Genomic DNA, 22,363 nt, shown 5'->3' with positions numbered 1-22,363 from the left:
ACCCGTGTACCTCGGGATCGACGTCGGCGGCACCAAGGTCGCCTTCCGGGTCGAGACCGACGACGGCCCGGCCGACGAGACCGCGTTCGCGTGGGCGCCGCGGCACAGCGCCGCGGCGGACCTCGCCCAGCTCGCCGGGCACGTGGCCGGGCTGCGGACGCGGCTCGGCTCGCCGCTGCGGGCGGTCGGGGTCGCCATGCCCGGCACGGTCACACCGGACGGCCGGGTCACGGCGTGGCCCAACCGTCCTGAGTGGACCGGTTTGGCCCTGGATGTGGCGCTGCAGGAGCTGTTCCCCGAGGCGGCTGTCGCCTGGGCGGACGACGGCGACCTCGGCGCACTCGCCGAGGCACGGGCCGCGGCCTGCGACAACCTGCTCTACGTCGGCGTGGGCACCGGCATCGGCGGCGGCCTGGTCCTGCACGGCGAACCCTGCCCCGGCACGGCCCGCGGCTCGTTCGAACTCGGCCACGTCGTCGTCGAGCTGGACGGGCCGCCCTGCGTGTGCGGCCGGTGCGGCTGCCTGCAGGCCATCGCGTCCGGACCGGCCACTTTGGACCGGGCGGCGCACCTTCGGGGAGCGCCGGTGACGTTCGACGACCTCCGCCACGCCCTCGATGCCGGGCGGCCGTGGGCCGTGGACGCGGTCCGCCGGACCACTCGCGCCCTGGCCGCCGCGGTGACCGGCGTGCAGGAGCTGGTGCACCCGGACCGCGTGGTGATCGGCGGCGGTTTCGCGGCCGGCCTGCCCGGGTTCGTCGGCCGGGTCTCCGAGCACCTCGCCGAGTTCGCCCGGCCCGGTCAGCTGCCGTTGCCGGCGGAACCGGCCGCGCTGGGAGGCCTGTCCTCCCTGCGCGGCGCGGTGTCCCTGGCCCGGCTGATCGCTACCAGGTGACCGGCAGCTTGATCATGCCCTGCACGGCGGCACCCGGCCGGAAGGGGATCTCCGCGGCCGCGGTCGCCAGGCGCAGGTCCGGCAGCCGCTCGAACAGCTGCTGCAGCGCGATCTCCTGGATGATCCGGGCCAGGTTCTGGCCGAGGCACTGGTGGGCGCCGAACCCGAACGCGATGTGGTTGCGGGTCGGGCGGTGCCAGTCCAGGACGTCCGGGTCTTCGCGGACGTCCTCGTGGCGGTTCAGCGCCGACGTCAGGAAGATGATGCCGTCGTCCTTGCGGATGGTGACGCCGCCGATCTCGATGTCCTCGGTGGCCACCCGCGTGATGCCGTCGGTGATGGACGTGTAGCGCAGCAGCTCCTCGCCGGCCGCGCCCCACAGCGACGGGTCCGCGCGCAGCTCGGCGAGCCGCTCGGGGTTGTCCAGCAGCGTGAAGATGCCGAGGGACAGCATGCTGGCCGTGGTTTCGAAGCCGGCGCCGAGGATGACCACCGTCAGGTCGACCAGGTCGGCGCGGGACACCTCGCCCTCGGGCGCCTCGACGAGGTCGCCGAACAGGCCCTCGTTCAGCTTGTGGCGGTTCTCGCCGGCCAGGGCGAGCAGGTACTCCCGCAGTTCGCCCATGGCGATCGCCGGGTTCTCGCCGGACAGCATCCGGGTCGTCCGCTGCTCGAAGTGGTCGTGGTCCTCGTACGGCACGCCCAGCAGGTGGCACATCACCATCGACGGCAGCGGCTGCGCGAAGTCGGTGACGAGGTCCGCGGGCGGGCCCTTCTCGACCATCGTGTCGAGCACCCGCCCGGCGATCTCGTGGATGCGCGGCCGCAGGGCGTTGATCCGGCGGTGCGTGAAGCTCGGGATCAGCCGCCCGCGCTGCACCTTGTGCACCGGGTCGTCCACGCCGACCAGCGGCGGGGTGAGCCGGTTGCGGATGCGCCCGACCACCTCGGTCGTCGCGGGGAACGCCGGGTTCCGGCGGTCGGTGGACAGCCGGGGGTCGGCCAGCAGCCGGCGCGCCTCGGTGTGGCCGGTGACGCCCCAGACCACCCGGCCGTCGTACAGCTCCAGCTGCGAGATCGGGCCGCGCCCGGCGGCCGCCCGGTAGCCGGACGGCGGCTGGTACGGGCAGGTCCGGTCTTCGGGGAAGGCGGCGATCTCGGTCACGGGTTCCTCGGTGGCGGTCATGAGCCGTCCCTTCCGGGCGGAAAAGCCTGCTGCGACGTCGTTTCGCGCCCACGTTAGGGAAGGGACGGGCCGCCGAGCATCCTGCAAGCTGGTAGGCGTGGGCGCTATCAGGTCGGGGGATGCCCGCCGGATCTTGCTTGCCCTAGCGTCCCGAAGGTGACTGCTGACACTTACCTGAGGCACCCCCACGTCGCCGGTGACGTGCTGACCTTCGTGGCTGAGGATCGGGTGTGGCTGACGTCGGTCGCGGAGGCTCTCGCGGGGACCGCGACGGCGCGGTGCGTGGTCGAGGACGCCGGTCCCGGCGGCGCGCGCGTGTCGCTGCCGCGGCTGAACCCGTCGGCGACGCGGCTGGCGTGGACGTCGGTGACGGGTGGCAACACGGTGGCGTTGCGCGGTGGCGCGCGCGAGGTCTGGTACACCGAGCTCGACGGCGGCCGCCCGCAGCAGTTGACGCACTGGGCCGACCGCAACACCGCGACCTGCGGCTGGCTCTCCGACACGGAGGTGCTGGCCCGGTCCGGTTACGGCCGCGCGGCCGACCGCCGCGCCTGGATGTTCGCCGTCCCCGTCGCGGGGCCGCCGCGCGAGGTGCCCTGCGGGCCCGCCGCGGAGCTCGCGGTGCGCGCCGACGGCGCCCAGCTGGTCGGCACGATGACGGTGTTCGAGCCCGTCTACTGGAAGCGCTACCGCGGCGGCTGCGCCGGCAAGATCTGGTACTCGCCGGACGGCAAGACGTTCGAGCCGGTCCTGCGGTCCCTCGGCGGGAACCTGACCAACCCGGTGTGGGCCGGTTCGCGGATGGCGTTCCTCTCCGACCACGAGGGCGTCGGCGCGCTCTACTCGGCGGAGATCGACGGTTCGGGCCTGCGCCGCCACGGTGACCTCGGCGAGTTCTACGCGCGCAACGCGACTTCGGACGGCAACCACGTCGTCTACGAACAGTCCGGCCGCCTCTTCCTGCTGGCGCCCGGCAGCGAACAGCCCGTGCAGCTGCGGATCCGGCTGGCGGACGCGGGCCGCGGCCGGCTCCCGCGCACCTGGTCCGGGGCCACGGCGACCGGCAGCATCGCGCTCGACCCGGCAGGCCGGCACCTGGTCGCCGAGGTGCGCGGCACGCTGCACCTGTTCCCGGCCGAGGGCGGCGAGCCCCGGCCGGTCTTCGACGTCCCGGGCGCGCGGGCGCGGCTGCCCGTCGTCACCGAGGACGCCGCAACCGTCGTCTGCGTCAGCGACCAGGGCGGCGAAGAGGGCATCGACGTCCTCGCCCAGGACGGTTCCCCGGCCCGCCGGCTGGCGCACGGGGAGCTGGGCCGGGCCCGGGAACTCGTCGTCGCGCCGGACGGGCGGACCGCCGCGGTCGCCACGGACGTCCGGCTGCTGACCGTGGACCTGGCCTCCGGCGCGCTGACCGAGCTGGTCCGCACCGACCAGGACCACGGCCCCTGCGCCGGCCTCGCGTTCTCGCCCGGCTCCGACCTGCTCGCCTGGGCGCAGCCGACGGTGTCCAAGGGCGGTGGCCGCAGCCGGATCCGGCTCGCCCGGCTGGCCGACGGCCACGTCGCCGACGTCACCCGCGGCCGGTTCCAGGACGGCTCCCCGGTCTTCACCCCGGACGGGCGCTACCTCGCGTTCCTGTCGGGCAGCACGCTCGACCCGACGGGCCCGAACCTCAACGGGCAGCTGCAGCAGGCCGGGTTCGTCCCGGGCGTGCGGCCGCACCTGGTGCCGCTCGACGGACGCGCGCCCTCGCCCTTCGACGCGAGCTACGGCGGCTGGCTGGAGGAGGACACGCCTGCGGAGAGCGCCGTGGACCTCGAGAACCTGCCCGAGCGCGTGGTGCCGTTCCCGGTCGAGGCGGGCACCTACGAGTCCCTGGTGGCGATCGACGGCGGCGTGGCCTGGCTGGACCGGCCGTCCCACGGCGTCCTCGGGGAAGCGACCCGGCACGCGCCCGGGCCGCCGCCGATGCCGCGGCTGGTGGGCTACCGGCTCGCGGACGCGAGCCGGCCGACGCTGCTGGAGAAGGCCGTCGGCCCCTACTCGGTCGCCGCGAACGGCGGCCGGCTGGCCTACCGGGCCGGCGGGTCCGTGCACGTCAAGCCGCTCGGCGACGACGGGACCGAGCTGGTCGCCGACCTCGGCGCGATCGAGGTCGAGACCGACCCGGTCGCCGAGTGGGGCCAGATGTTCGACGAGTCCTGGCGCCTGGTGCGCGACCGCTACTGGCGCGCCGACGTCGACGGCGTCGACTGGCCGTCGATCGGCGCCCGCTACCGGAAGGTGCTGGACCGGATCGGCTGCAGCCACGACCTGTTCGACGTGATCATGGAGATGCACGGCGAGCTGAGCGTCTCGCACGTCGGCGTGTTCTTCATCGGCGGCCAGGGCCGGCCCGCGCCGCCGCCCGGCTACCTCGGCGCGGACCTGGCGCCGACGGCCGGGGACGGCTGGCGCATCGAACGGCTGCTGACCGGCGACATCTCGTCGAGCATGCACCGCACCCCGCTGACCGGGCCCGGCGTGACGGCCCGCCCAGGCGACGTCATCACCGCCGTGGACGGCGAGGCCGTCGACCCGGCGTACGGGCCGATGCCGCGGCTGGCCGGGAAGGCGGGCCGGCCGGTCAAGCTGACCCTGCGCCGCGACGACACCGAGTTCCGCCTCACCGTCGTGCCGACACCGCACGAATCCCGGCTGCGCCACCACGACCTGACCGTGCGCCGCCGGGCCCGGGTGGCCGAGCGGACCGGCGGGCGCGTCGGCTACCTGCGGATCATCGACATGGTGGCGGCCGGGTGGGCCGACCTCAACCGCGACCTGGGCGAGGAGCTCGAGCGGACCGGGCTGATCCTGGACCTGCGCGGCAACCACGGCGGCGACCTCCACCCGCTGCTGGACCTGCTGACCCGGCGGGTCACCGGCTGGCACCGGCCGCGGTTCGCCCAGCCCTACACCTGGCCGTACGACACCGTCCGCGGCCCGGTCGTGGTGGTCGTCGACGAGTTCACCACCTGCGGCCCGGAAAACCTCGTCGTTTCGCTGCAGCTGCTGGGCGCGGCGACGCTCGTCGGCACCCGCACGCACGGCTCGATGACCGGCTCGATCCCGGCCGACCAGGCCCTCCTGGACGGCTCGCGGGTGTCCCAGCCGACGGTGTCGAAGTGGTGGGACGGCCCCGGCTGGCTGGACGGCCACGGCGTCACGCCCGACGTCGAGGTGGAGATCACGCCGCAGGACTGGGTCGCCGACCGCGATCCGCAGCTGGACACCGCGATCGACCTCGTCCTCGGATCTCTGGACCGCACCGGCTTCCCGGTGCCGCCGGAGCTCGGCCCGCCCACCCACGGCCGGTCGAAGGAGCTTTGATGGAGGTCATCGGAAGCGGCTTCCTCGCCGGCAACTTCGCGGCCCTCGCGGACTCCCACCCGGGAGTCGTGCTCGCCGCGTTCGGCGTGTCGGTCGCTTCCGGGATCCCCGAAGCGGATTTCGCCCGGGAGGCCACGCGGCTCTACGAGCTGATCGACCGCTGCGAGCGGCGGCAGGAGAAGCTCGTGTTCTTCTCCACCGCCTCGGCGGCCATGTACGCGGTGCCCGGCGAACCGGGCCGGGAGGACGGGCCGGTCTTCCCGTCGACCGCCTACGGACGGCACAACCTGGCGCTGGAAGCGGTCCTCGCCGCTTCTCGCGCCGACTACCTGGCCCTCCGGCTGGCCCACGTCGTCGGCCCGGCGCAGCACCCGCGGATGCTGGTGCCCGCCCTGGTGCGGCAGATCGAGTCGGGCGCGGTCCGGCTCTACCGCGGCGCCCGTCGGGACCTCATCGACGTCGACGACCTGGTCGACGTCGTGGACCGGCTGCTCGCCACCGGCGCGAGCCGGACCGTCGTCAACGTCGCCACCGGCACGGCCACCCCGATCGAACGGATCGTGGACCACCTCGAAGCCGGGCTCGGGATCCGGGCGGAGCGCGAGTACGTCAGCGAGGTGGCGAGCCAGCCGGTGTCCGTCGCCCGGCTGCACCGGCTCGTCCCGGAGACCGCCCGCCTCGGCGGCGACGGCTACTGCCGCCGCGTGCTGGGCAAGTACTTCCGGGAGTACGCCGGCCGTGCGCCGGCCGCGACCGGCTGACCGCACCGTCGACACCGAGGGATCTCTTCATGACATTCGCCGTCGAAGCCAAGCCTCGTGAAACCCTCCTGGACCGGCTCGGCACGCCGGGCGAGCCCGACCGGTTCTACACGCAGCTGGGCCGGACCGGCCTGCGCGTCAGCCGGCTCGCACTGGGCACCGTGAACTTCGGCGGCCGGGTCGAGGAGCTGGAGTCCCACCGCCTGATGGACCACGCGCTGGCGCAGGGCATCAACTTCGTCGACACGGCGAACATGTACGGCTGGCGTGTCTACAAAGGATATACCGAAGAGGTCATCGGGCGGTGGCTGGCGGCGAGCTCGTCGCGGCGCGACGACGTCGTCCTGGCCACCAAGGTCGGCAACGAGATGGGCCCCGGCCCCAACGAACGCGGGCTGTCGGCGCGGCACATCGTCGCCGCGTGCGAGGCGTCGCTGCGGCGGCTGGGCACCGACTGGATCGACCTGTACCAGATGCACCTGGCCGACCACGCGAGCAGCTGGGACGAGGTCTGGCAGGCGATGGAACAGCTCGTCGGCCAGGGCAAGGTCCGGTACGTGGGCTCGTCCAACTTCGCCGGCTGGAACCTCGCCGCGGCCCAGGAAACGGCCCGGCACCGGAACTTCCTCGGCGTGGTGTCAGAGCAGTGCGGGTACAACCTGGTGACCCGGTTCCCGGAGCTGGAGGTGCTGCCCGCGGCGCAGGCGTACGGCATCGCGGTGTTCGCCTGGTCCCCGCTGCACGGCGGCCTGCTCAGCGGCGTCCTCCGGAAACTGGCCGAGGGGACCGCCGTGAAGTCCGCGCAGGGCCGCGCGGTGCCCGCGCTGGAGGAGTGGCGCGACACGATCGCCGAATACGAACGCTTCTGCCGCGAGATCGGCCGCGAGCCGGCCGACGTGGGGCTCGCGTGGGTGCTGGGCCGCCCCGGGGTGACCGGGGTGGTCATCGGCCCCCGCACCGAAGACCACGTCGACGGCGCGATCGACGCGTTGGGCGCCCCCCTGTCCGAGGCGGAAACCGCCCGGCTCGACGCCCTGTTCCCGCCGGCCGGGCGGGGCGGGCCCGCGCCGCAAGCCTGGATGTCGTCCTGACACCTGAGAGGAAAGCTGATGTCGCAACACAAGAACCCGGGAATCCTGCCGCACGAGTCGCCGGTGGAGAAGGAGGTCCGGGAGCGGCTCACGAAGCTGCTGACCGAGACGCCGATGCCGCCGGTGTACCTGATCGACAACCTCCCGGTGTACCTGCGGCGCCACCAGCTGGCGGACCTGCTGACGATGGACGCGCTCTACCGCGAGCTGGTCGACCTCCCGGGCGTGATCATGGAGTTCGGCGTCCTGCACGGCCGTCACCTGGCCACGCTGGCGGCCCTGCGCGGCATCCACGAGCCGTACAACTCCTTCCGCCGCATCATCGGCTTCGACACGTTCACCGGGTTCCCGGACCTGAACGAGATCGACGAGGTCAGCCCGAGCGCGGCGGTCGGCCGGTTCGCGGTCCCCGAGGACGAGGTGGACCACCTGCGCGAGGTCCTCGCGGCGCACGAGGCCGGCGACCCGGTTTCGCACGTCCAGCGCACGTTCGTGGTGCAGGGTGACGTCCGCGAGACGGTCCCGCAGTACCTGGCGGAGAACCCCGAGACGGTGATCGGGATGGCGTTCTTCGACCTCGACCTGTACGAGCCGACCCGCGACGTGTTCGAGGCGATCCGCCCGCACCTGACCCGCGGCAGCATCCTGGCCTTCGACGAGCTCGGCCACCCGCGCTGGCCCGGCGTCACGAAGGCGCTGCGGGAGACGCTGGGGCTGGAGAACCTGAAGCTGCGGCAGCTGCCGCACCGCGAGCAGCCGGTGATCTACGCCAAGTGGGGCGAATAGCCACCGAAACGCCGAAAGGGCGCGCCGCGAACGATCGCGGCGCGCCCTTTCGGCGTCGGAAACTCAGCGGTGCCGGGTCAGCGAACCGGTGAACGTCCGGTTCACGTCCACCGCCGACACACTCACATACCCGTCCAGCAGCGCCTTCGTGTCGCTCCCCGGCTCGAGGACCGGCGGCGGCGTCACCGCGTTGTACCCGATCTGGTACGTCCCGTCGCCCGTCGACGTGTACGCGATCCGGCCCTGAACCACGCGGCCCACCGACGTCCAGCGCACCGGGGACGGGCCCGCGCCCGGCTGGACGTCCGGCTGGTTGACGTTCACCAGCGCCATGTCCTTCACGAACGTCCACGTCCGCGGCGACGCCAGCAGCCGGACGACGACGTCGGCCGCGGCCTTGTACGTGTCGTTCGACGGCGGGGGCGAGACCTGCGTCCCGGCGCTGACCGCCACCGCCGGCACCCCGCGTTCGACCGCGACCGTGGCCGCGCCGATCGTGCCCGAGCCGTTGACCGCGATGTCCGTGTTGGGCCCCGAGTTGATGCCCGACACGACCAGGTCCGGTCCGTTCGCCCAGCCGAGGCGCTGCGGGAGCACGCCGGTCAGGGCGATGTCGACCGAATCCGCCGGCGTCACCGACGGGCTGTCCGCCGCGCACGGGGCCGTGCCCTGGCAGACACCCAGCACCAGCCCGTGGCCGGGGGCGTTCGCGCAGTCGGCGGCGAACTCGGCCGGTACGGCCAGCGGCGGGGCGACGGCGACGAAGGGCGCGCCCGACACCGCCCGGCTCTTCCCGCTCTGCTGCCCCCACGGCCCGACGACGGCGACGTCGGCTCCGGCCCGGCACAGGGCCTGGCGGAGCACGTAGATCCCGCGCCCGTCGGATCCGTTGGCCTTCGCGGCCTGCACGCCGTCGTCGTTGACCAGCACGACCTTCTTGCCGGCCAGCGAAACCCCGTCTTCGCGCGCACTGGCCTGGGCCGGCACCGCCACCGCCGTGACCACCGCCGCGGCGACCGCGACCCGCAGAACTTTGGACAGCATCGTCCTCCTCTTCCGGTTCTTCCGATCAGTTGTGTGCGTGGACGAGCCATTCGATGCGCCGGACCACTTCGGACGGCAGGGGCAGCGCGGCGATCTCCCGGGCCAGCCCGGCCGCGGCCGCAGCGTAACGGGGATCGGAGAGGATCTCCTGGCACTTTTCCGCAATCGCCTCGGTGGTGGCCTGCTCGTGCGTGAGCATCACCGCCGCGCCCGCCTCGACGAGCCGGCGGGCCATGTCCATCTGGCGGAACTGCCCGGCGTCGGGCAGCAGCACCTGCGGCACGCCGAAGCTCAGCGCCGTCATCATCGTGCTGCCGCCGCTCTGGTGCACCAGGACGTCGCAGGTGGGGGCGAGGATGTCGAGCGGGATCCAGCCCACCTCGACGTTCTTGTCGTCCAGCCGCTCCCGCAGGGTGGGGACGGCCTCCTCGGGCACCGCCACCGCCGCTTCCACGTCGAGGGTGGCGACGTTCTTCACGATGCCCTGGACGAAGTCGTACTGGTGGTAGTCCGCCACGCCGGTCCCGACGGTGATGCCGACCCGCTTCTCCGCGCCCTTGGTGTACATCCACGGTTCCAGCCGGCACTGCGTGTTGCCCGCGAACCACCGCATCATCTGCCCGTGCTTCGACCCCGGCTCCCGCAGGCTCGGCGGCATGACCTCGATCAGCAGGTCCGGCTCGGGCAGCTCGGTCAGTCCCAGGTCCGCCAGCTCCTTCTGCAGCTGGGCCGTCGCGCCGGCGTCGAACAGCTTCGGGTCGTGGATGTCCCACGCCTGCCGCACGTACGGGACGCCGAGCCGGGCGGCCAGCAGCGGCGCGGCGTAGGCCAGCATGCCGCCGATGACGACGTCGGGGCGCCAGCCCTCCGCGAACGCCACGAGGCTGTCCATCGGCAGGGTTTCGATCACCGCGAACAGCCGGCCCGCCCAGTGTTCCCGCTCGACGGCGTCGGCCGGCACCTCCGCCAGCCCGTTCTCGGCGCGGATCTGCTCCCGGGTCAGGTTCGGCTGCATGACCGGCACCGCGGGCAGCCCGGCCGCGGCGATGGCCGGGACGACGTCGTCGGCGGCCGCGGTCACCATCACCTGGTGCCCGGCGTTGCGCAGGGCCGTGGCGAGCGAAACGTGGGCGAAGAACGTCGACGGGGTGATCCCGGCGAGCACGATGACCTTCAAGTGTCCTCCTGGCTACGATCCGTCCGCAGTGGACGGTTGCGGTTCACCACAGCGTGTGCAGGCCCGTCAGCAGGCTGCGCGCCTCGACGTTGAAGTAGTTGCTGTACCGCACCAGGTTCGTGGCCTGCCGCGCGGTCATCCAGATGAAGTCCGGCGGCACCTCGACCGGGAAGTCGTCGCCCACCTCGACGACCACGTACCGGTTCTCCGCGTGGTGGAAGCGGCCGCCCTCCTCGGAGTGCACGACGTCGTGCTTGATCGCGCCGGGCGCCGCGTCCAGGACGTGCCGCAGGTACCGCGGCGGCTCCGCGCCTTCGTAGTTCTCCGGCGTGCAGTGCACGGTCGGGGCCATCTCGATGACGTCGAACGTGCCCGCCTGGGTGCGCGCCTGGACGAGCACGTGCAGCACGCCCCCGATCCGCTTGGCCAGGAAGGCGAGCAGCCCGCGGCCGACCGGCGCCAGCATCGGCTGCGTCCAGTGCGCCACCTCGCGGTTGCTCGCCTGGACGTCGACGCCGATCACCGAGAAGTACTTGCCTTCGTCGTGGCTGATGTACTTGTCCGCGGAGTGCCAGCCCTCCACCTGGTTGAGCGGGATCCGCTGCTGCTCCAGGGAGTGCTTGGTCTTCGCCTCGGTGAACCAGCTGAGCACCGACGGCAGCTCGTGCAGCGCGCCCTTGCGCTCGGCCAGCGACCGCAGGAGCGCACCGCGGAACGAGTCCTCGTCGAGGATCGACGGCCGGTCGACGGGCGCGGCGAACGGGATGCCCGAGAGCACCGTGCGCGAGTCCATGTTGACCAGGTTGTCCACGTGCAGCAGCTCGTGCAGCTGCGCCAGGGTCAGCCAGCAGAAGTCCTCGAGCACCGGGATGTCGTCGGTGACCTCGATGACCATGTTGCGGTTGCGCTTGTGCAGGAACCACGCGCCCTGCTCGGACTGCAGCACGTCGACCAGCACCCGGCCGCGCCACGGGGCGGTGAAGTACTCCAGGTACGGGATCGGCTTTCCCTTGTGCACCCGGGTGTAGTTGCTGCGGGTGGCCTGCAGGGTGGGGGAGAGCTGGGTCAGGTTGACGTTGCCCGGCTCCATCTTGGCCTGCATCAGGCAGTGCAGGACGCCGTTGAACTCCTTGACGAGGATGCCGAGGATGCCGGTCTCCGGCTGCCGGATGATCGGCTGCGTCCAGTGCGCGTGCTCGCTGTGGTCGGTGTGCACCGCGAGGCCTTCGACGGCGAAGAACCGGCCGCTGTCGTGGACGAGGTTGCCGCTGTCGGGTTGGAAGCGCCAGCCGGCCAGCTCGCCGAACGGGACCTGGGTGACCTGGTAGCTGTTGGCCGCCTGGCGTTCGGCGAACCATTCGTGGAACACCGGGGTCGGGACCACCACGCGGTCGTGCGTGTTGGCCGATTCGGTGAACCGGCGCAGCAGGTCGTCGTCGGTCGTGGTCAGCAGCCCGGCAGTGGACATCGGCGCGCGCCCTCTTTTCCTTCGACCGTGGGATCAAGCCGCTGTCGGCCCGCATGAGTCGTCCGTAGGCTAGGGCGGCCGTCTCCGGCCGGACATCCCCCGTTCTGATAGCAGCGCACGGTTGCGCAGAGCGAACGACCAGCCTGAGGGATTTCCCGCGCACCCGCCGCCGGAGTAGTAACTGTCTGGCCGAGCAACGACCGCGCGAACCTAGGGAGACCGGTGTTCGAGACACACGAGCAGCACGTCTGGATGCGCGGGGAAGTGCCGCCCGCGAAGGTCCGGTACGACGAGGAAACGCGGATCCACCACGTGTACGGGTACGACGACGCGTTGACGGTCATGATGGATCCGGAGACCTTCTCCAGCAATTCCCAGCGCCTGATGCCGACGAAGTTCAAGTTCGCGACCGAACTGACCGACGGCAACATGGTGCGCCTCGACCCGCCGGAGCACACCCAGCTGCGCAGCATCGTCAACCGCGGCTTCACCCCGCGGATGATCGACAACCTGGACGGCCGCATCGAGTCGCTGACCCACGAGCTGCTGGACGAAGCCGAAGACGGCGACCGGATGGACCTGGTGGAGGCGCTCGCGTACCCGCTGCCGGTGATCGTGATCGCCGAGATGCTCGGCGTGCCGGGGTCGGACCGGGTCTGGTTCAAGCAGCTGATGACCAAGCACCTGAACAGCGACAAGGACGCGCTGGAGGACGTGGCGGCCGCGATGGAGCAGCGGGTCGCCGACATCCAGCAGCTGCGCGCCTACCTGGCCGAGCACACCGCCGAACGCCGTCGCACCCCGCGCGAGGACCTGCTCACGGCGCTGGTCCAGGCCGAGGTGGACGGCGACCGGCTCACCGACGCCCAGGTGGTCAACTTCGCCAACCTGCTGCTGATCGCCGGGCACGTCACGACCGCGTCGATGCTCGCCAACACGGTGCTGGCGCTGGACATCAACCCGGTGCAGGCCAAGCGGATCCGCGAGGACCGCGAGCTGGTGCCGGGCGCGATCGAGGAGTCGCTGCGGATGTACCCGCCGTTCCAGCGCATCATCCGCGCGACCATGGTGGACACCGAACTCAGCGGGGAGAAGATCCCGAAGGACCGCCTGGTTTCGGTGTGGATCGGCGCGGCCAACCGCGAGGAACGCATTTTCGCCGACCCCCACGCGTTCGACCCGACCCGCGACTACAAGCTGCACCTGTCGTGGGGCCACGGCGTGCACTTCTGCCTGGGCACGCCGCTGAGCCGGCTGGAGGGCCGGATCGCGCAGAACATCCTGTTCGACCGCTACCCGGAACTGCGCACCGACCCGGAGCGGCCCCCGGTTTCCCAGCCGTCGCCCGATTTCACCGGCCTGCAGTCCCTGCCGGTCATCCTTCGCTAGCCCGGTCGTGAGTGAGAAACAGTGTTCTAACACTGTTTCTCACTCACGACCGCGGCGGAAGGAGGGTCAGTCCTCGTAGGTGAGGTTCTTGCCGTTGGACGGGTCGAACAGCTTGATCTTGTCCGCGTCGTACCAGACCTCGAGGTCGGCGTTCTCCTTCGCCGACGACTCCGCCGACAGCCGCGCCACGATCTGGGACTCCGCGCCCGGCACGTCGGACGAACCGCTGTCCGCGGCCAGCTCCGCCAGTTCCTCGGACGTCGCCGTCTCGCCCTCCACCGTGAAGTGGGCGAACTTCTCCGAGCCCATCGACTCCAGCACGTCGATGTGCGCGGTGAACGTCCCCCCGCCGCTCTTGTCGGCCACCAGGGCGGCGTCCTCGAAGTTCTCCGGCCGGATGCCGACGATGACCTCACGCGGTGCGCCGGCCTTCTCCACCAGCTGCCGGACGCGGTCGGTCAGCGGCGTCGCGCCCAGCGCGCTGCGCAGCTCGTTGTTCTCCAGCGTCGCCGGGACGAAGTTCATCGACGGCGAGCCGATGAACCCGGCCACGAACAGGTTCGCCGGGTTGTCGTAGAGGAACTGCGGCGAGCCGATCTGCTGCACGTACCCGGCCCGCAGCACCACGACCCGGTCGCCCAGCGTCATGGCCTCGGTCTGGTCGTGCGTCACGTACAGCGTCGTCGTGCCGAGCTGCTTCTGGATCTTCGACACCGACGTCCGCATCTGGCCGCGCAGCTTGGCGTCCAGGTTGGACAGCGGCTCGTCCATCAGGAACGCCTTGGGGCTGCGGACGATCGCCCGGCCCATCGCGACGCGCTGGCGCTGGCCACCGGAGAGGTTGGCCGGCTTGCGGTCCAGGTGCGCGGTCAGGTCGAGGATCGTCGCTGCCTCCTCCACCTTCGCCCGCACTGTCTTGTCGTCCACTTTGGCCAGCCGCAGCGGGAAGGCCATGTTCTCGCGGACGCTCATGTGCGGGTAGAGCGCGTAGGACTGGAACACCATCGCGATGTCCCGGTCCTTCGGCGCCTTCTCGTTGACGCGCTGGCCGTCGATCCGCAGCTCGCCGGCGGAGATGTCCTCCAGGCCGGCCACCATGTTCAGCGTCGTCGACTTCCCGCAGCCGGACGGGCCGACCAGGATGATGAACTCGCCGTCGGCGATGGTGATGTCCACTTCGGACACGGCGAGCGCGCCGTCGGGGTACTTCTTCGACACCTTGTCGAGGACGATTTCTGCCATGACTACCCCTTCACCGCACCGGAGGTCAGCCCCGCCACGATGCGACGCTGGAAGAACAACACGAACACAATGATCGGGATGGTGATCACGACCGCGGCCGCGCTCACCTGCCCGGTCGGGTCCTCGAACTGCGAGGACCCGGTGAAGAACGACAGCGCCGCCGGCACCGTGCGCGACGCCGTGGTCGACGTCAGCGAGATGGCGAACAGGAAGTCGTTCCAGCAGAAGATGAACACCAGGATCGCCGTGGTGAACACGCCCGGCGCGGCCAGCGGCGCGATCACCTTCCGGAACGCCTGCGCCGGGGTGGCGCCGTCCATCTTCGCCGCCTTTTCCAGCTCCCACGGGATTTCCCGGAAGAACGCCGACAGCGTGTAGATCGACAGCGGCAGCGCGAACGTGATGTAGGGCAGGATCAGCCCCGGCCACGTGTCGAACAGCCCGATGTTCCGCTCGATGTTGAACAGCGGCGTCACCAGCGACACCTGCGGGAACATCGCGATCAGCAGCGACAGCCCGACGAGGACCTGCTTGCCGGGGAAGTCGAGCCGGGCGACCGCGTACGCGGCCATCGTGCCCAGCACCACCGCGATCACGGTCGAGATGATCGCGATGCCGATCGAGTTCACCAGCGCCAGCAGGAACTCCGACGTCTGGAAGATGTCCGCGTAGTTCTGCCAGGTCCACGACTGCGGGACGAACGACCCGTCGGTGATCGTGTCCTTGGTCTTGAACGACAGCGAGACGACCCAGAGCACCGGCACCAGCGCGAACACCAGCACGAGGATGTCGACGAGGCCCCACCTGACCTTGCGGCCCGTCGTGACGGTTCCCATCGTCATCAGCGCTTACCCCCGTTGTCCGAACCCGGTGCGGCCGTGCCGAACACCTTGATGAAGATGAACGCGATGATCGCCACCGTGATGAAGATCAGCACCGCCATCGTCGACCCGATGCCGAGGTTGAGGCCCTTGACGAGGTTGTCGTAGGTCTGCATCGACACCGAACCGGTGTCCTGCGCGCCGTTGGTGAGCACGTAGATGTTGTCGAAGATGCGGAACGCGTCGAGCGTGCGGAACAGCAGCGCCACCAGGATCGCCGGCTTCATCACCGGCAGCATCACCTTGGTGAACCGCTGCCACGCGCTCGCGCCGTCCATCGCCGCGGCCTTGAGCAGGTCGTCCGGCACCAGCGCCAGGCCGGCCATCAGCAGCAGCGCCATGAACGGCGTGGTCTTCCACACCTCGGCACCGATGATGATGAACAGCGACGGCCACTGCTCGGTGAGCGGGGCCGCGTCCGAGGCGAGCATGTTCGCCAGGTAGCCGGTCTTCGGCGTCCACGCGTAGTACCACGAGAACGCCGCGACGACCGTGACGATGCCGTACGGGATCAGCGCGACGGTGCGGACCAGGCCGCGGCCGACGAGCGTCCGGTGCATGATCAGCGCCAGCGCCATGCCGAGCACGAACTCGATGGCCACCGACACCACGGTCAGGAACATCGTGGTGCCGAACGCCGTCCACCAGTACGAACTGGACAGCACGGCGCCGTAGTTGTCGAAGCCGACGAACTGCTGCTGCGCCGGGAAGCGCAGGTCGTACCGCTGCAGCGACAGCCAGATCGAGTAGAGGATCGGGTAGCCGGTGACCGCGATCATCACGACGAACGCGGGCGCGCACAGCCACAGCCCGAGCCGCCGCTCGGCCCGCTTCCCTTCGGAGAGGGCGGGTTTGCCCTTCTTGTGGGACGTCGCCTCCTTGGCGGCGGTGGCCCCGGTGGTTTCGGCCGGGGTCGAGTCCTGGACGGTCACGGGATCACTCCCTTCGACTGGAGCGCGTCACCGAGCTGCTCGCGCAGCTTGGCCGCGGTGGCCTGCGGGTCGATGTCCGACGGCGGCGAAAGGACCTTCGACATGACCGTCGAGGCGTTCTGGTAGGCCGGGGTCAGCGGACGGACCGCGGCGGTCTTGAGCGCGGCGAGGATCGCGTCGCGCATCGGGTACTTGATCGCCATGTTCGGGTTGTCGTCCGACGCCGGCTTGCCCGGGTCGAGCGGGACGTCGTTGTGGTACACCGATTCGATGCTCGGCGGCACGCCGTCGTTGATCGCCGAGATCTTCTGGCTTTCCGGGCTGCGCAGGCACAGCGCCGCTTCGAACGCCTCCGGCTTGTGCTGCGAGTAGGTGCTCACCGCCAGGTCGAACCCGCCGATCGTGGTCTTGGCCGGCATCCCGGCCTCCGCCGCCGGGTAGACCGCCCACTTGAAGTGCGGGAGGTCCGCCTTCTTGTCCTTGGCGTAGGCGGCGTAGACGTACGGCCAGTTGAGCTGGAAGGCGGCCTGGCCGCGCTGGAACGCCTGCCGGATGTCGTCTTCCTTCATGTTGCTCAGCGACGGGTCCGTGAGCCCCGACGTCGAGACCTTCTTCAGCAGTTCCAACGCCTTCACGGCGCCGTCGTCCATCACCACGGACTTGCCGTCGTCGGACAGGATGTGCCCGCCCATCGACGCGACCAGCGTGTTGTAGAAGACGACGAGGCCTTCGTACTGCGCACCGGTGAACACGATTTCGTACGGCTTGCCCTGGCCCTTGAGCTGCTGGGCCTCCTGCATCATCTCGTCCCAGGTCGCCGGCGGCTTCGGCGTGACCCGGTCGTCGTACCAGAGCAGCTGGACGTTGGTGTTCTTCGTGGCCGCGTACAGCTTCCCGTTGTGGGTCGCGGTGTCCAGCGGGCCCTGCAGGACGCCCTGCGACGCCTCGGTCTTGTTCTGGCCGGTCCACTCCTCGGCCCAGCCGGCCTCGGCGAACTCCGAGACCCACGTGACGTCGAGGCCCAGGATGTCCATGGCCGTGTCACCCGCGGCCAGCCGCCGCGCCATCTGCAGCCGCTGGTCGTCCGCCCCGCGCGGCAGCTTGTTGTAGACGATCTCGTACTTCCCGGCCGCCTTCGCGTTGCAGGTGTCGACGACTTTCTGGAAGTTGTCCTCCGGCGACATGTAGATGTTGATCTTCAGGCCGGAACTCGTCCCACACCCGGCCAGCATGCCGGTCACCAATGCCCCTGCCCCCAGCAGGACTGCGGTGCGGCCGGGCGAGCGTCCCCGTTTGCCCGCGCCGATCCTCTTCCCCATAAGGCCTCCTCACCCGCGTGCACGCCGGTTACCGCGGTACCCGGTGGGCACCGCGACGCGATGAGGCGAAACCGCGCCAGCACCCCGACGTGCTAGTGCTCGGGCCGCCACGCTGGTTGGGCGAGGCCGCCCGACTGGTGTCGGACAACTTATGCCGGGCGATCACACCCCGCAAGCAGTATCGGTAACGATTCAGCCCACCGCGCGCCGAATCGTGATTTTTCCCTGGTAACAGAGGGGTTTTCTAGGGGTTGGCGGACGGCGGCTTCAGTGCCAGTTTGGCCAGCAGTTCCCGGCCCTGTTCGGCCGAGCGCGGCTGGCACAGGACGTCGTAGCGGCCGGCGACGAGCTGGCTCGCCGAGGAGAAGTCCCGGCGGCGGCCCCGCGACATGCTGTACCCGATCGCGGCGAACATCAGCCCGGACAGCACGCCGAGCACCACGCCGGTCAGCACCTGCAGCGCGAAGCCCTGGTTGACGAACAACCCGAGCAGCAGCCCGGCGAAGAGGCCGAACCAGGCCCCGGACACCGCGCCGGTGGCGAGCACGCGACCCCAGGTGAGCCGCCCGATCACGCGCTCCACCAGCATCAGGTCGACGCCGACGATCGTGACGTCGCCGACGGCGAACTCGCTCTCGGCGAGGAAGTCGACAGCCTGCTGCGCTTCGCCGTAGGTCGCGTACGACCCGATCGGCCAGCCGGTCGGCGGGGTCGGCAGCCGCGGCAGGCCACCGGGCGCCCGGCCCCCGCCAAAGGGACTACTCACCATCATCACCTGCGCACTCGTGGGTCTCGGGTGTCCATCTTGTCAAGAACACCCGGACCGTGCGAGCCGCTTACCCCGAAAGGCCGGGCAGCCTTTGTCGACAGAGCGACAATCGCCGTCACGACCGCGACTTGTACTCCCGCAGCAGGCCGCGGCTGATGATCGTCTTCTGGATTTCGCTCGTGCCCTCGCCGATGAGCAGGAACGGCGCCTCGCGCATCAGCCGCTCGATCTCGTACTCCTTCGAGTACCCGTAGCCGCCGTGGATCCGGAAGGCGTCCTGCGTGACCTCCGCGCAGTATTCCGACGCGATCAGCTTCGCCATCCCGGCCTCGACGTCGTTGCGCGCGCCGGAGTCCTTGAGCCGGGCCGCGTTCACCATCATCAGGTGCGCCGCCTCGACCTTGGTCGCCATCTCGGCCAGCTTGAACGCGACGGCCTGGTGTTCGGCGATCGCCTTGCCGAACGTCTTGCGCTGCTGCGCGTACTCGACCGCGAGCTCGAACGCCCGGATCGCGATGCCGCAGGCGCGCGCGGCGACGTTGACGCGGCCGACCTCGACACCGTCCATCATGTACGCGAAGCCCTTGCCCGGCGCTTCGCCGAGGACCATGTCGGCGCCGATCCCGTAGCCGTCGAAGACCGCTTCGGTCGTGTCGACGCCCTTGTAGCCCATCTTGTCGATCTTGCCGGGGATGGTGAGCCCGGGCGCCACCTCGCCGAAGCCCTCCGGCTTCTCGACGAGGAACGTGGTCAGGTTCTGGTGCGGCTTCTCGGCGCCCTCGTCGGTCTTGACGAGCAGCGCGATCAGGTTGGACGAGCCGCCGTTGGTCAGCCACATCTTCGAGCCGTCGATGACGTAGCCGTCGCCGGTCTTCTTCGCCTTGGTCTTGATCGCGGCGACGTCCGAACCGAGGTCCGGCTCGGACATCGAGAACGAGCCGCGGACCTCGCCGGTGGCCATCCGCGGCAGGAAGTGCTGCTTCTGCGCCTCCGTGCCGTGGCGGGTGATCATGTGCGCCACGATGAAGTGCGTGTTGATCACGCCGGACACGCTCATCCAGCCCCGCGCGATCTCTTCGACGACCAGCGCGTAGGTCAGCAGCGACTCGCCGAGCCCGCCGTACTCCTCCGGGATGGTGATCCCGAACAGGCCCATTTCCTTCATGCCCTCGACGATGTCGGCGGGGTAGGTGTCGGCGTGCTCGAGCTCCTGCGCGTGCGGGATGACCTCCTTGTCCACGAACTGGCGGACGGTCGCGAGGATCTCCGACTGCACGTCGGTCAGGCCGGCGGTCTGGGCGAGACGGGCCATCACGGCTCCCTTTCCGGAGTACGACGCCGCTCCCGGCGCTGGGTTACCGGTGAGTATGACCCGAAACGCCCGGCGCTGCTATGAGGGCGCTCACGCTCCGGGGAACCGCGCCGGGCCGGGACGTCCCCGCCCGGCCCCGGCTAACGTGGTCCCCACACGCACGAGGGGACCCGCCATGACCGACCCGTCCGGGGACAAGGACCGCCCGGCCGCCGACCCGACCGCGGCCTACGACCCGGCACCGGCCGCGGAGCCGGCGTCCTACGAGCCGGAGAAGTACGACCCGCCGGCGGGCGACGCCACCATCGCCGAGGCCGCGCCGGCGGACAGGGCCGCGGACACCCCGGCACCCGACGGCCCGGCCGTCGCCGCGGACCAGCCGGCCGGCGGGTACGAAACGATCGCCGCGGAACCGCCCGGCGCCTACGGCACCACCGCCGAGGTACCCGGGCACCTGCCGCCCGGCGCCTACGAGACTCCCGCCGCCTACATCCCCGGCACGCCGTACGCGCCCCCCGGCCAGCCGTACCCGCAGCAGCCGTACCCGCCGGCGTACGGCCAGCCGTACGCGTCGCCGTACCCGCAGCCCGTGCCGTACGGGCCGCCCTACGCCACGCCCCCGCGCACCCAGGACAACGCGCTGGCGGTCGGTGCCCTGGTGTGCTCGATCCTCGGCTTCTGCTCCGGCGTCACCGCACTGGCCGGGCTCGTCATGGGCCACATCGCGCTGAGCAAGACGAACCGCGGCGAAGCGGGCGGCCGCGGCCTGGCCACGGCCGCCGTGATCGTCGGCTACGTCGTCGTCGCGCTCTGGGTCGGGTTCTTCACCACCCTGATCATCCTGGGCAGCAGCGGCTACCTCGACGGTTAGTCCGCCGGCAGCACCGCGTCGCCGGGGCTGCGCGGCGACGGCGTCGCGTGGCCGTTCACCTCCGGGTTCGGCTCGGCCGCCGGCGGTTCGGGCGGCGGCGCGGGCTTCGGCGTCTGCGCGTCGAGGAACCGCAGCAGCTCCACCGGGAACGGCAGCACCAGTGTCGAGTTCTTCTCCGACGACACCTGCACGACGGTCTCCAGCAGCCGCAGCTGCAGCGCCGAGGGGGTGTCGGCCATCCGCGCCGCGGCCTGCGCGAGCTTGTGCGACGCCTGCAGCTCACCGTCGGCGGAGATGACGCGCGCGCGCCGTTCCCGCTCCGCCTCGGCCTGCCGCGACATCGAGCGCTTCATCGCCTCCGGCAGCGCGACGTCCTTGATCTCGACGCGGTCGATGTGGATGCCCCAGTCCAGCGCCGGGCTGTCGATCATCAGCTCCAGGCCCTCGTTGAGGCGCTCGCGGTTGGACAGCAGGTCGTCGAGGTCGCTCTTGCCGATGATCGAGCGCAGCGACGTCTGCGCGACCTGCCCGACCGCCGACCGGTAGTCCTGGACGTTGACCGCCGCGACGATCGGGTCGATGACCTTGAAGTAGACGACCGCGTCGACCCGGACCGTGACGTTGTCCCTGGTGATGCCGTCCTGGGCCGGGATCGGCATGGTCACGATCTGCATGTTGACCTTCTGGAGCCGGTCGGCGAACGGGACGAGCACCGCCAGACCCGGTTCCCGCACCTTCGCCCGCACCCGGCCGAACCGGTAGACGAGCCCGCGTTCGTACTGCTTCACCACCCGCAGGCTGGACACGAGCCCGGCCCCGCCCGCGATGACGACGGCGCTGAGAATCTCCACCACCATAGCTGCTCCCGGGGTTGCGTTTCCCCCTGAAAGCCCAGCGTACGCCCACCGGGCAGCCGACGAAACGCGCTCGACGCGGCTGCCAGGCTGGGGTGGTGACCGAGTTCCTCCGCATCCCCCCGCTGTTCGCCGCCCGGGCACCGCGCGTGCTCGGCGACGGCGCCGTCCCGTGGCTGGCGGCGCTGCCGGACCTGGCGGCCGGATACGCCCGCAAGTGGGGCCTGACGTTCGAGGGCGAGGCGATGCACGGCTACGTCGGCGTGGTCCAGCCCGCGCGCCTGGCCGACGGCACGCCGGTGGTGCTGAAGCTGGGCTGGCGCGACGCCGAGTCCGCCGACGAGCCGCTCGCACTGTCCACATGGGCCGGTCGGGGTGCGGTGCTGCTGCTGGACTCCGCGCCGGACGACGGCGTCCTGCTGCTCGAACGGCTCGACGCCGGCCGCACCCTCGACGACCTCCCGCTGCGCTCGGCGATCCCGCTCATCGGCGGGCTGGCGCGGCGCCTCGCCGTCCCCGCGCCCGCGTCGATGCGGCGGCACCTGCGTTCCGAAGCGGCGGCGTTGACCGAAGAACTCCCCCGCCGCTGGGCGGAAATCGGCGAGCCGTTCGAGAAGCGGCTGGTCGACGACGCCGTCGCGATCTGCCGCGAACTCGGGCCGTCGGCGGGTGACGTGCTGGTGAACGAAGACCTGCACTTCCAGAACGTGCTGGCCGGCACGCGCGAGCCGTGGCTGGTGATCGACCCCAAACCGCTCGCCGGGGACCTCGGGTGGGGCGTCATCCCGCTGTTCTGGAACCGCTTCACCGAGTCCACACTGGACGAACGGTTCGCGCTGATCGTCGCTTCGCACGAGCTGGACGCCGAGCAGGCGCGGGCGTGGACGCTCGTGCGGGCCGTGCAGAACTGGATCTGGATGGTCGAAGAGCACCTGGAGTCCGGCGAAGACAGCGACGACCCGGCGTTCGTCACAGTGGCGGAAATCGCTCCATGGGCAGCCAGCCGATAGTGTCAGC

19 protein-coding genes are annotated in these 22,363 nt (G+C 70.9%); 8 read left to right on the top strand and 11 right to left on the bottom strand.

Annotated features, from left to right (window positions below):
* Positions 1-4: 4 nt before the first annotated feature.
* On the top strand, positions 5-895 hold the full coding sequence (locus ABZW17_RS32140) for an ROK family protein (RefSeq protein ID WP_354822613.1): 891 nt from the start codon (positions 5-7) through the stop codon (positions 893-895).
* Here the strand turns inward: ABZW17_RS32140 and ABZW17_RS32135 are convergent.
* The gene (locus ABZW17_RS32135; RefSeq protein WP_354822611.1) at positions 885-2,081 is read right to left on the bottom strand and encodes a cytochrome P450; all 1,197 of its coding nucleotides are present in this window, start codon (positions 2,079-2,081) and stop codon (positions 885-887) included. The two genes, ABZW17_RS32140 and ABZW17_RS32135, sit on opposite strands and share 11 nt — an antisense overlap.
* A 156-nt stretch (positions 2,082-2,237) precedes the next feature.
* Here ABZW17_RS32135 and ABZW17_RS32130 point away from each other — a divergent pair, with 156 nt between their 5' ends.
* From ABZW17_RS32130 to ABZW17_RS32115, 4 genes are read left to right on the top strand one after another with little or no spacing between them, the layout of a single operon-like run.
* Positions 2,238-5,450: a PDZ domain-containing protein gene (locus ABZW17_RS32130; protein ID WP_354822609.1), complete on the top strand. Its 3,213-nt coding sequence runs from the start codon at positions 2,238-2,240 to the stop codon at positions 5,448-5,450.
* Positions 5,450-6,211 carry an NAD-dependent epimerase/dehydratase family protein gene (locus tag ABZW17_RS32125; protein ID WP_354822607.1) on the top strand — a complete coding sequence of 254 codons (762 nt, stop codon included), beginning with the start codon at positions 5,450-5,452 and terminating at the stop codon, positions 6,209-6,211. Before ABZW17_RS32130 ends, ABZW17_RS32125 begins: the two co-directional genes overlap by 1 nt.
* A 29-nt stretch (positions 6,212-6,240) precedes the next feature.
* Positions 6,241-7,302 carry an aldo/keto reductase gene (locus ABZW17_RS32120; protein ID WP_354822605.1) on the top strand — a complete coding sequence of 354 codons (1,062 nt, stop codon included), beginning with the start codon at positions 6,241-6,243 and terminating at the stop codon, positions 7,300-7,302.
* A gap of 18 nt (positions 7,303-7,320) precedes the next feature.
* Positions 7,321-8,088 (top strand): class I SAM-dependent methyltransferase, encoded by a 768-nt coding sequence (locus ABZW17_RS32115; RefSeq protein WP_354822603.1) that lies wholly within the window; start codon positions 7,321-7,323, stop codon positions 8,086-8,088.
* Between the two features lie 63 nt (positions 8,089-8,151).
* On the opposite strand, the gene ABZW17_RS32110 is transcribed toward ABZW17_RS32115, so the two are convergent.
* From ABZW17_RS32110 to ABZW17_RS32100, 3 genes are read right to left on the bottom strand one after another with little or no spacing between them, the layout of a single operon-like run.
* Complete coding sequence (locus ABZW17_RS32110) at positions 8,152-9,132, bottom strand: 5'/3'-nucleotidase SurE (RefSeq protein WP_354822601.1); 981 nt, start codon at positions 9,130-9,132, stop codon at positions 8,152-8,154.
* 25 nt (positions 9,133-9,157) lie between these two features.
* Positions 9,158-10,309: a glycosyltransferase gene (locus ABZW17_RS32105; protein WP_354822599.1), complete on the bottom strand. Its 1,152-nt coding sequence runs from the start codon at positions 10,307-10,309 to the stop codon at positions 9,158-9,160.
* A 43-nt stretch (positions 10,310-10,352) separates the two neighbouring features.
* Positions 10,353-11,777, bottom strand: a complete 1,425-nt coding sequence (locus ABZW17_RS32100) for an NDP-hexose 2,3-dehydratase family protein (RefSeq protein WP_354822597.1) — start codon at positions 11,775-11,777, stop codon at positions 10,353-10,355.
* 222 nt (positions 11,778-11,999) lie between these two features.
* On the opposite strand from ABZW17_RS32100, the gene ABZW17_RS32095 reads away from it, so the two are divergent.
* The gene (locus ABZW17_RS32095) at positions 12,000-13,166 is read left to right on the top strand and encodes a cytochrome P450 (RefSeq protein WP_354822595.1); all 1,167 of its coding nucleotides are present in this window, start codon (positions 12,000-12,002) and stop codon (positions 13,164-13,166) included.
* Positions 13,167-13,232: 66 nt separating this feature from the next.
* Here the strand turns inward: ABZW17_RS32095 and ugpC are convergent, their stop codons facing one another.
* The 6 genes from ugpC to ABZW17_RS32065 all read right to left on the bottom strand — a co-directional run bounded on the left by ugpC (position 13,233) and on the right by ABZW17_RS32065 (position 19,621).
* Complete coding sequence (gene ugpC / locus ABZW17_RS32090; protein ID WP_354822593.1) at positions 13,233-14,408, bottom strand: sn-glycerol-3-phosphate ABC transporter ATP-binding protein UgpC; 1,176 nt, start codon at positions 14,406-14,408, stop codon at positions 13,233-13,235.
* 2 nt (positions 14,409-14,410) lie between these two features.
* Positions 14,411-15,250 (bottom strand): carbohydrate ABC transporter permease, encoded by an 840-nt coding sequence (locus ABZW17_RS32085; RefSeq protein WP_354822591.1) that lies wholly within the window; start codon positions 15,248-15,250, stop codon positions 14,411-14,413.
* A complete protein-coding gene (locus ABZW17_RS32080) occupies positions 15,250-16,221 on the bottom strand; it encodes a sugar ABC transporter permease (protein WP_354822589.1) in 972 nt (323 codons plus the stop codon). The genes ABZW17_RS32085 and ABZW17_RS32080 overlap by 1 nt, the downstream gene beginning before the upstream one ends.
* Positions 16,218-17,540 (bottom strand): ABC transporter substrate-binding protein, encoded by a 1,323-nt coding sequence (locus tag ABZW17_RS32075; protein WP_354822587.1) that lies wholly within the window; start codon positions 17,538-17,540, stop codon positions 16,218-16,220. Before ABZW17_RS32075 ends, ABZW17_RS32080 begins: the two co-directional genes overlap by 4 nt.
* 244 nt (positions 17,541-17,784) lie before the next feature.
* The gene (locus ABZW17_RS32070; RefSeq protein ID WP_354822643.1) at positions 17,785-18,312 is read right to left on the bottom strand and encodes a general stress protein; all 528 of its coding nucleotides are present in this window, start codon (positions 18,310-18,312) and stop codon (positions 17,785-17,787) included.
* Between the two features lie 112 nt (positions 18,313-18,424).
* Positions 18,425-19,621, bottom strand: coding sequence for an acyl-CoA dehydrogenase family protein (locus ABZW17_RS32065; RefSeq protein WP_354822585.1), 1,197 nt, complete (start codon positions 19,619-19,621; stop codon positions 18,425-18,427).
* 175 nt (positions 19,622-19,796) lie between these two features.
* Between ABZW17_RS32065 and ABZW17_RS32060 the strand changes: the two genes are divergently transcribed.
* Positions 19,797-20,492, top strand: coding sequence for a DUF4190 domain-containing protein (locus ABZW17_RS32060; RefSeq protein WP_354822583.1), 696 nt, complete (start codon positions 19,797-19,799; stop codon positions 20,490-20,492).
* Here the strand turns inward: ABZW17_RS32060 and ABZW17_RS32055 are convergent.
* The gene (locus ABZW17_RS32055) at positions 20,489-21,349 is read right to left on the bottom strand and encodes a slipin family protein (protein ID WP_354822581.1); all 861 of its coding nucleotides are present in this window, start codon (positions 21,347-21,349) and stop codon (positions 20,489-20,491) included. The genes ABZW17_RS32060 and ABZW17_RS32055 overlap by 4 nt on opposite strands.
* Before the next feature lie 95 nt (positions 21,350-21,444).
* On the opposite strand from ABZW17_RS32055, the gene ABZW17_RS32050 reads away from it, so the two are divergent.
* Complete coding sequence (locus ABZW17_RS32050; RefSeq protein WP_354822579.1) at positions 21,445-22,356, top strand: aminoglycoside phosphotransferase family protein; 912 nt, start codon at positions 21,445-21,447, stop codon at positions 22,354-22,356.
* Positions 22,357-22,363 lie beyond the last annotated feature (7 nt).

This window comes from Amycolatopsis sp. NPDC004625 (assembly GCF_040609695.1).
GTDB lineage: Bacteria > Actinomycetota > Actinomycetes > Mycobacteriales > Pseudonocardiaceae > Amycolatopsis.
Note: the sequence above shows the minus strand (reverse complement) of the source record. Positions and strands in the feature narration are given on the sequence as shown.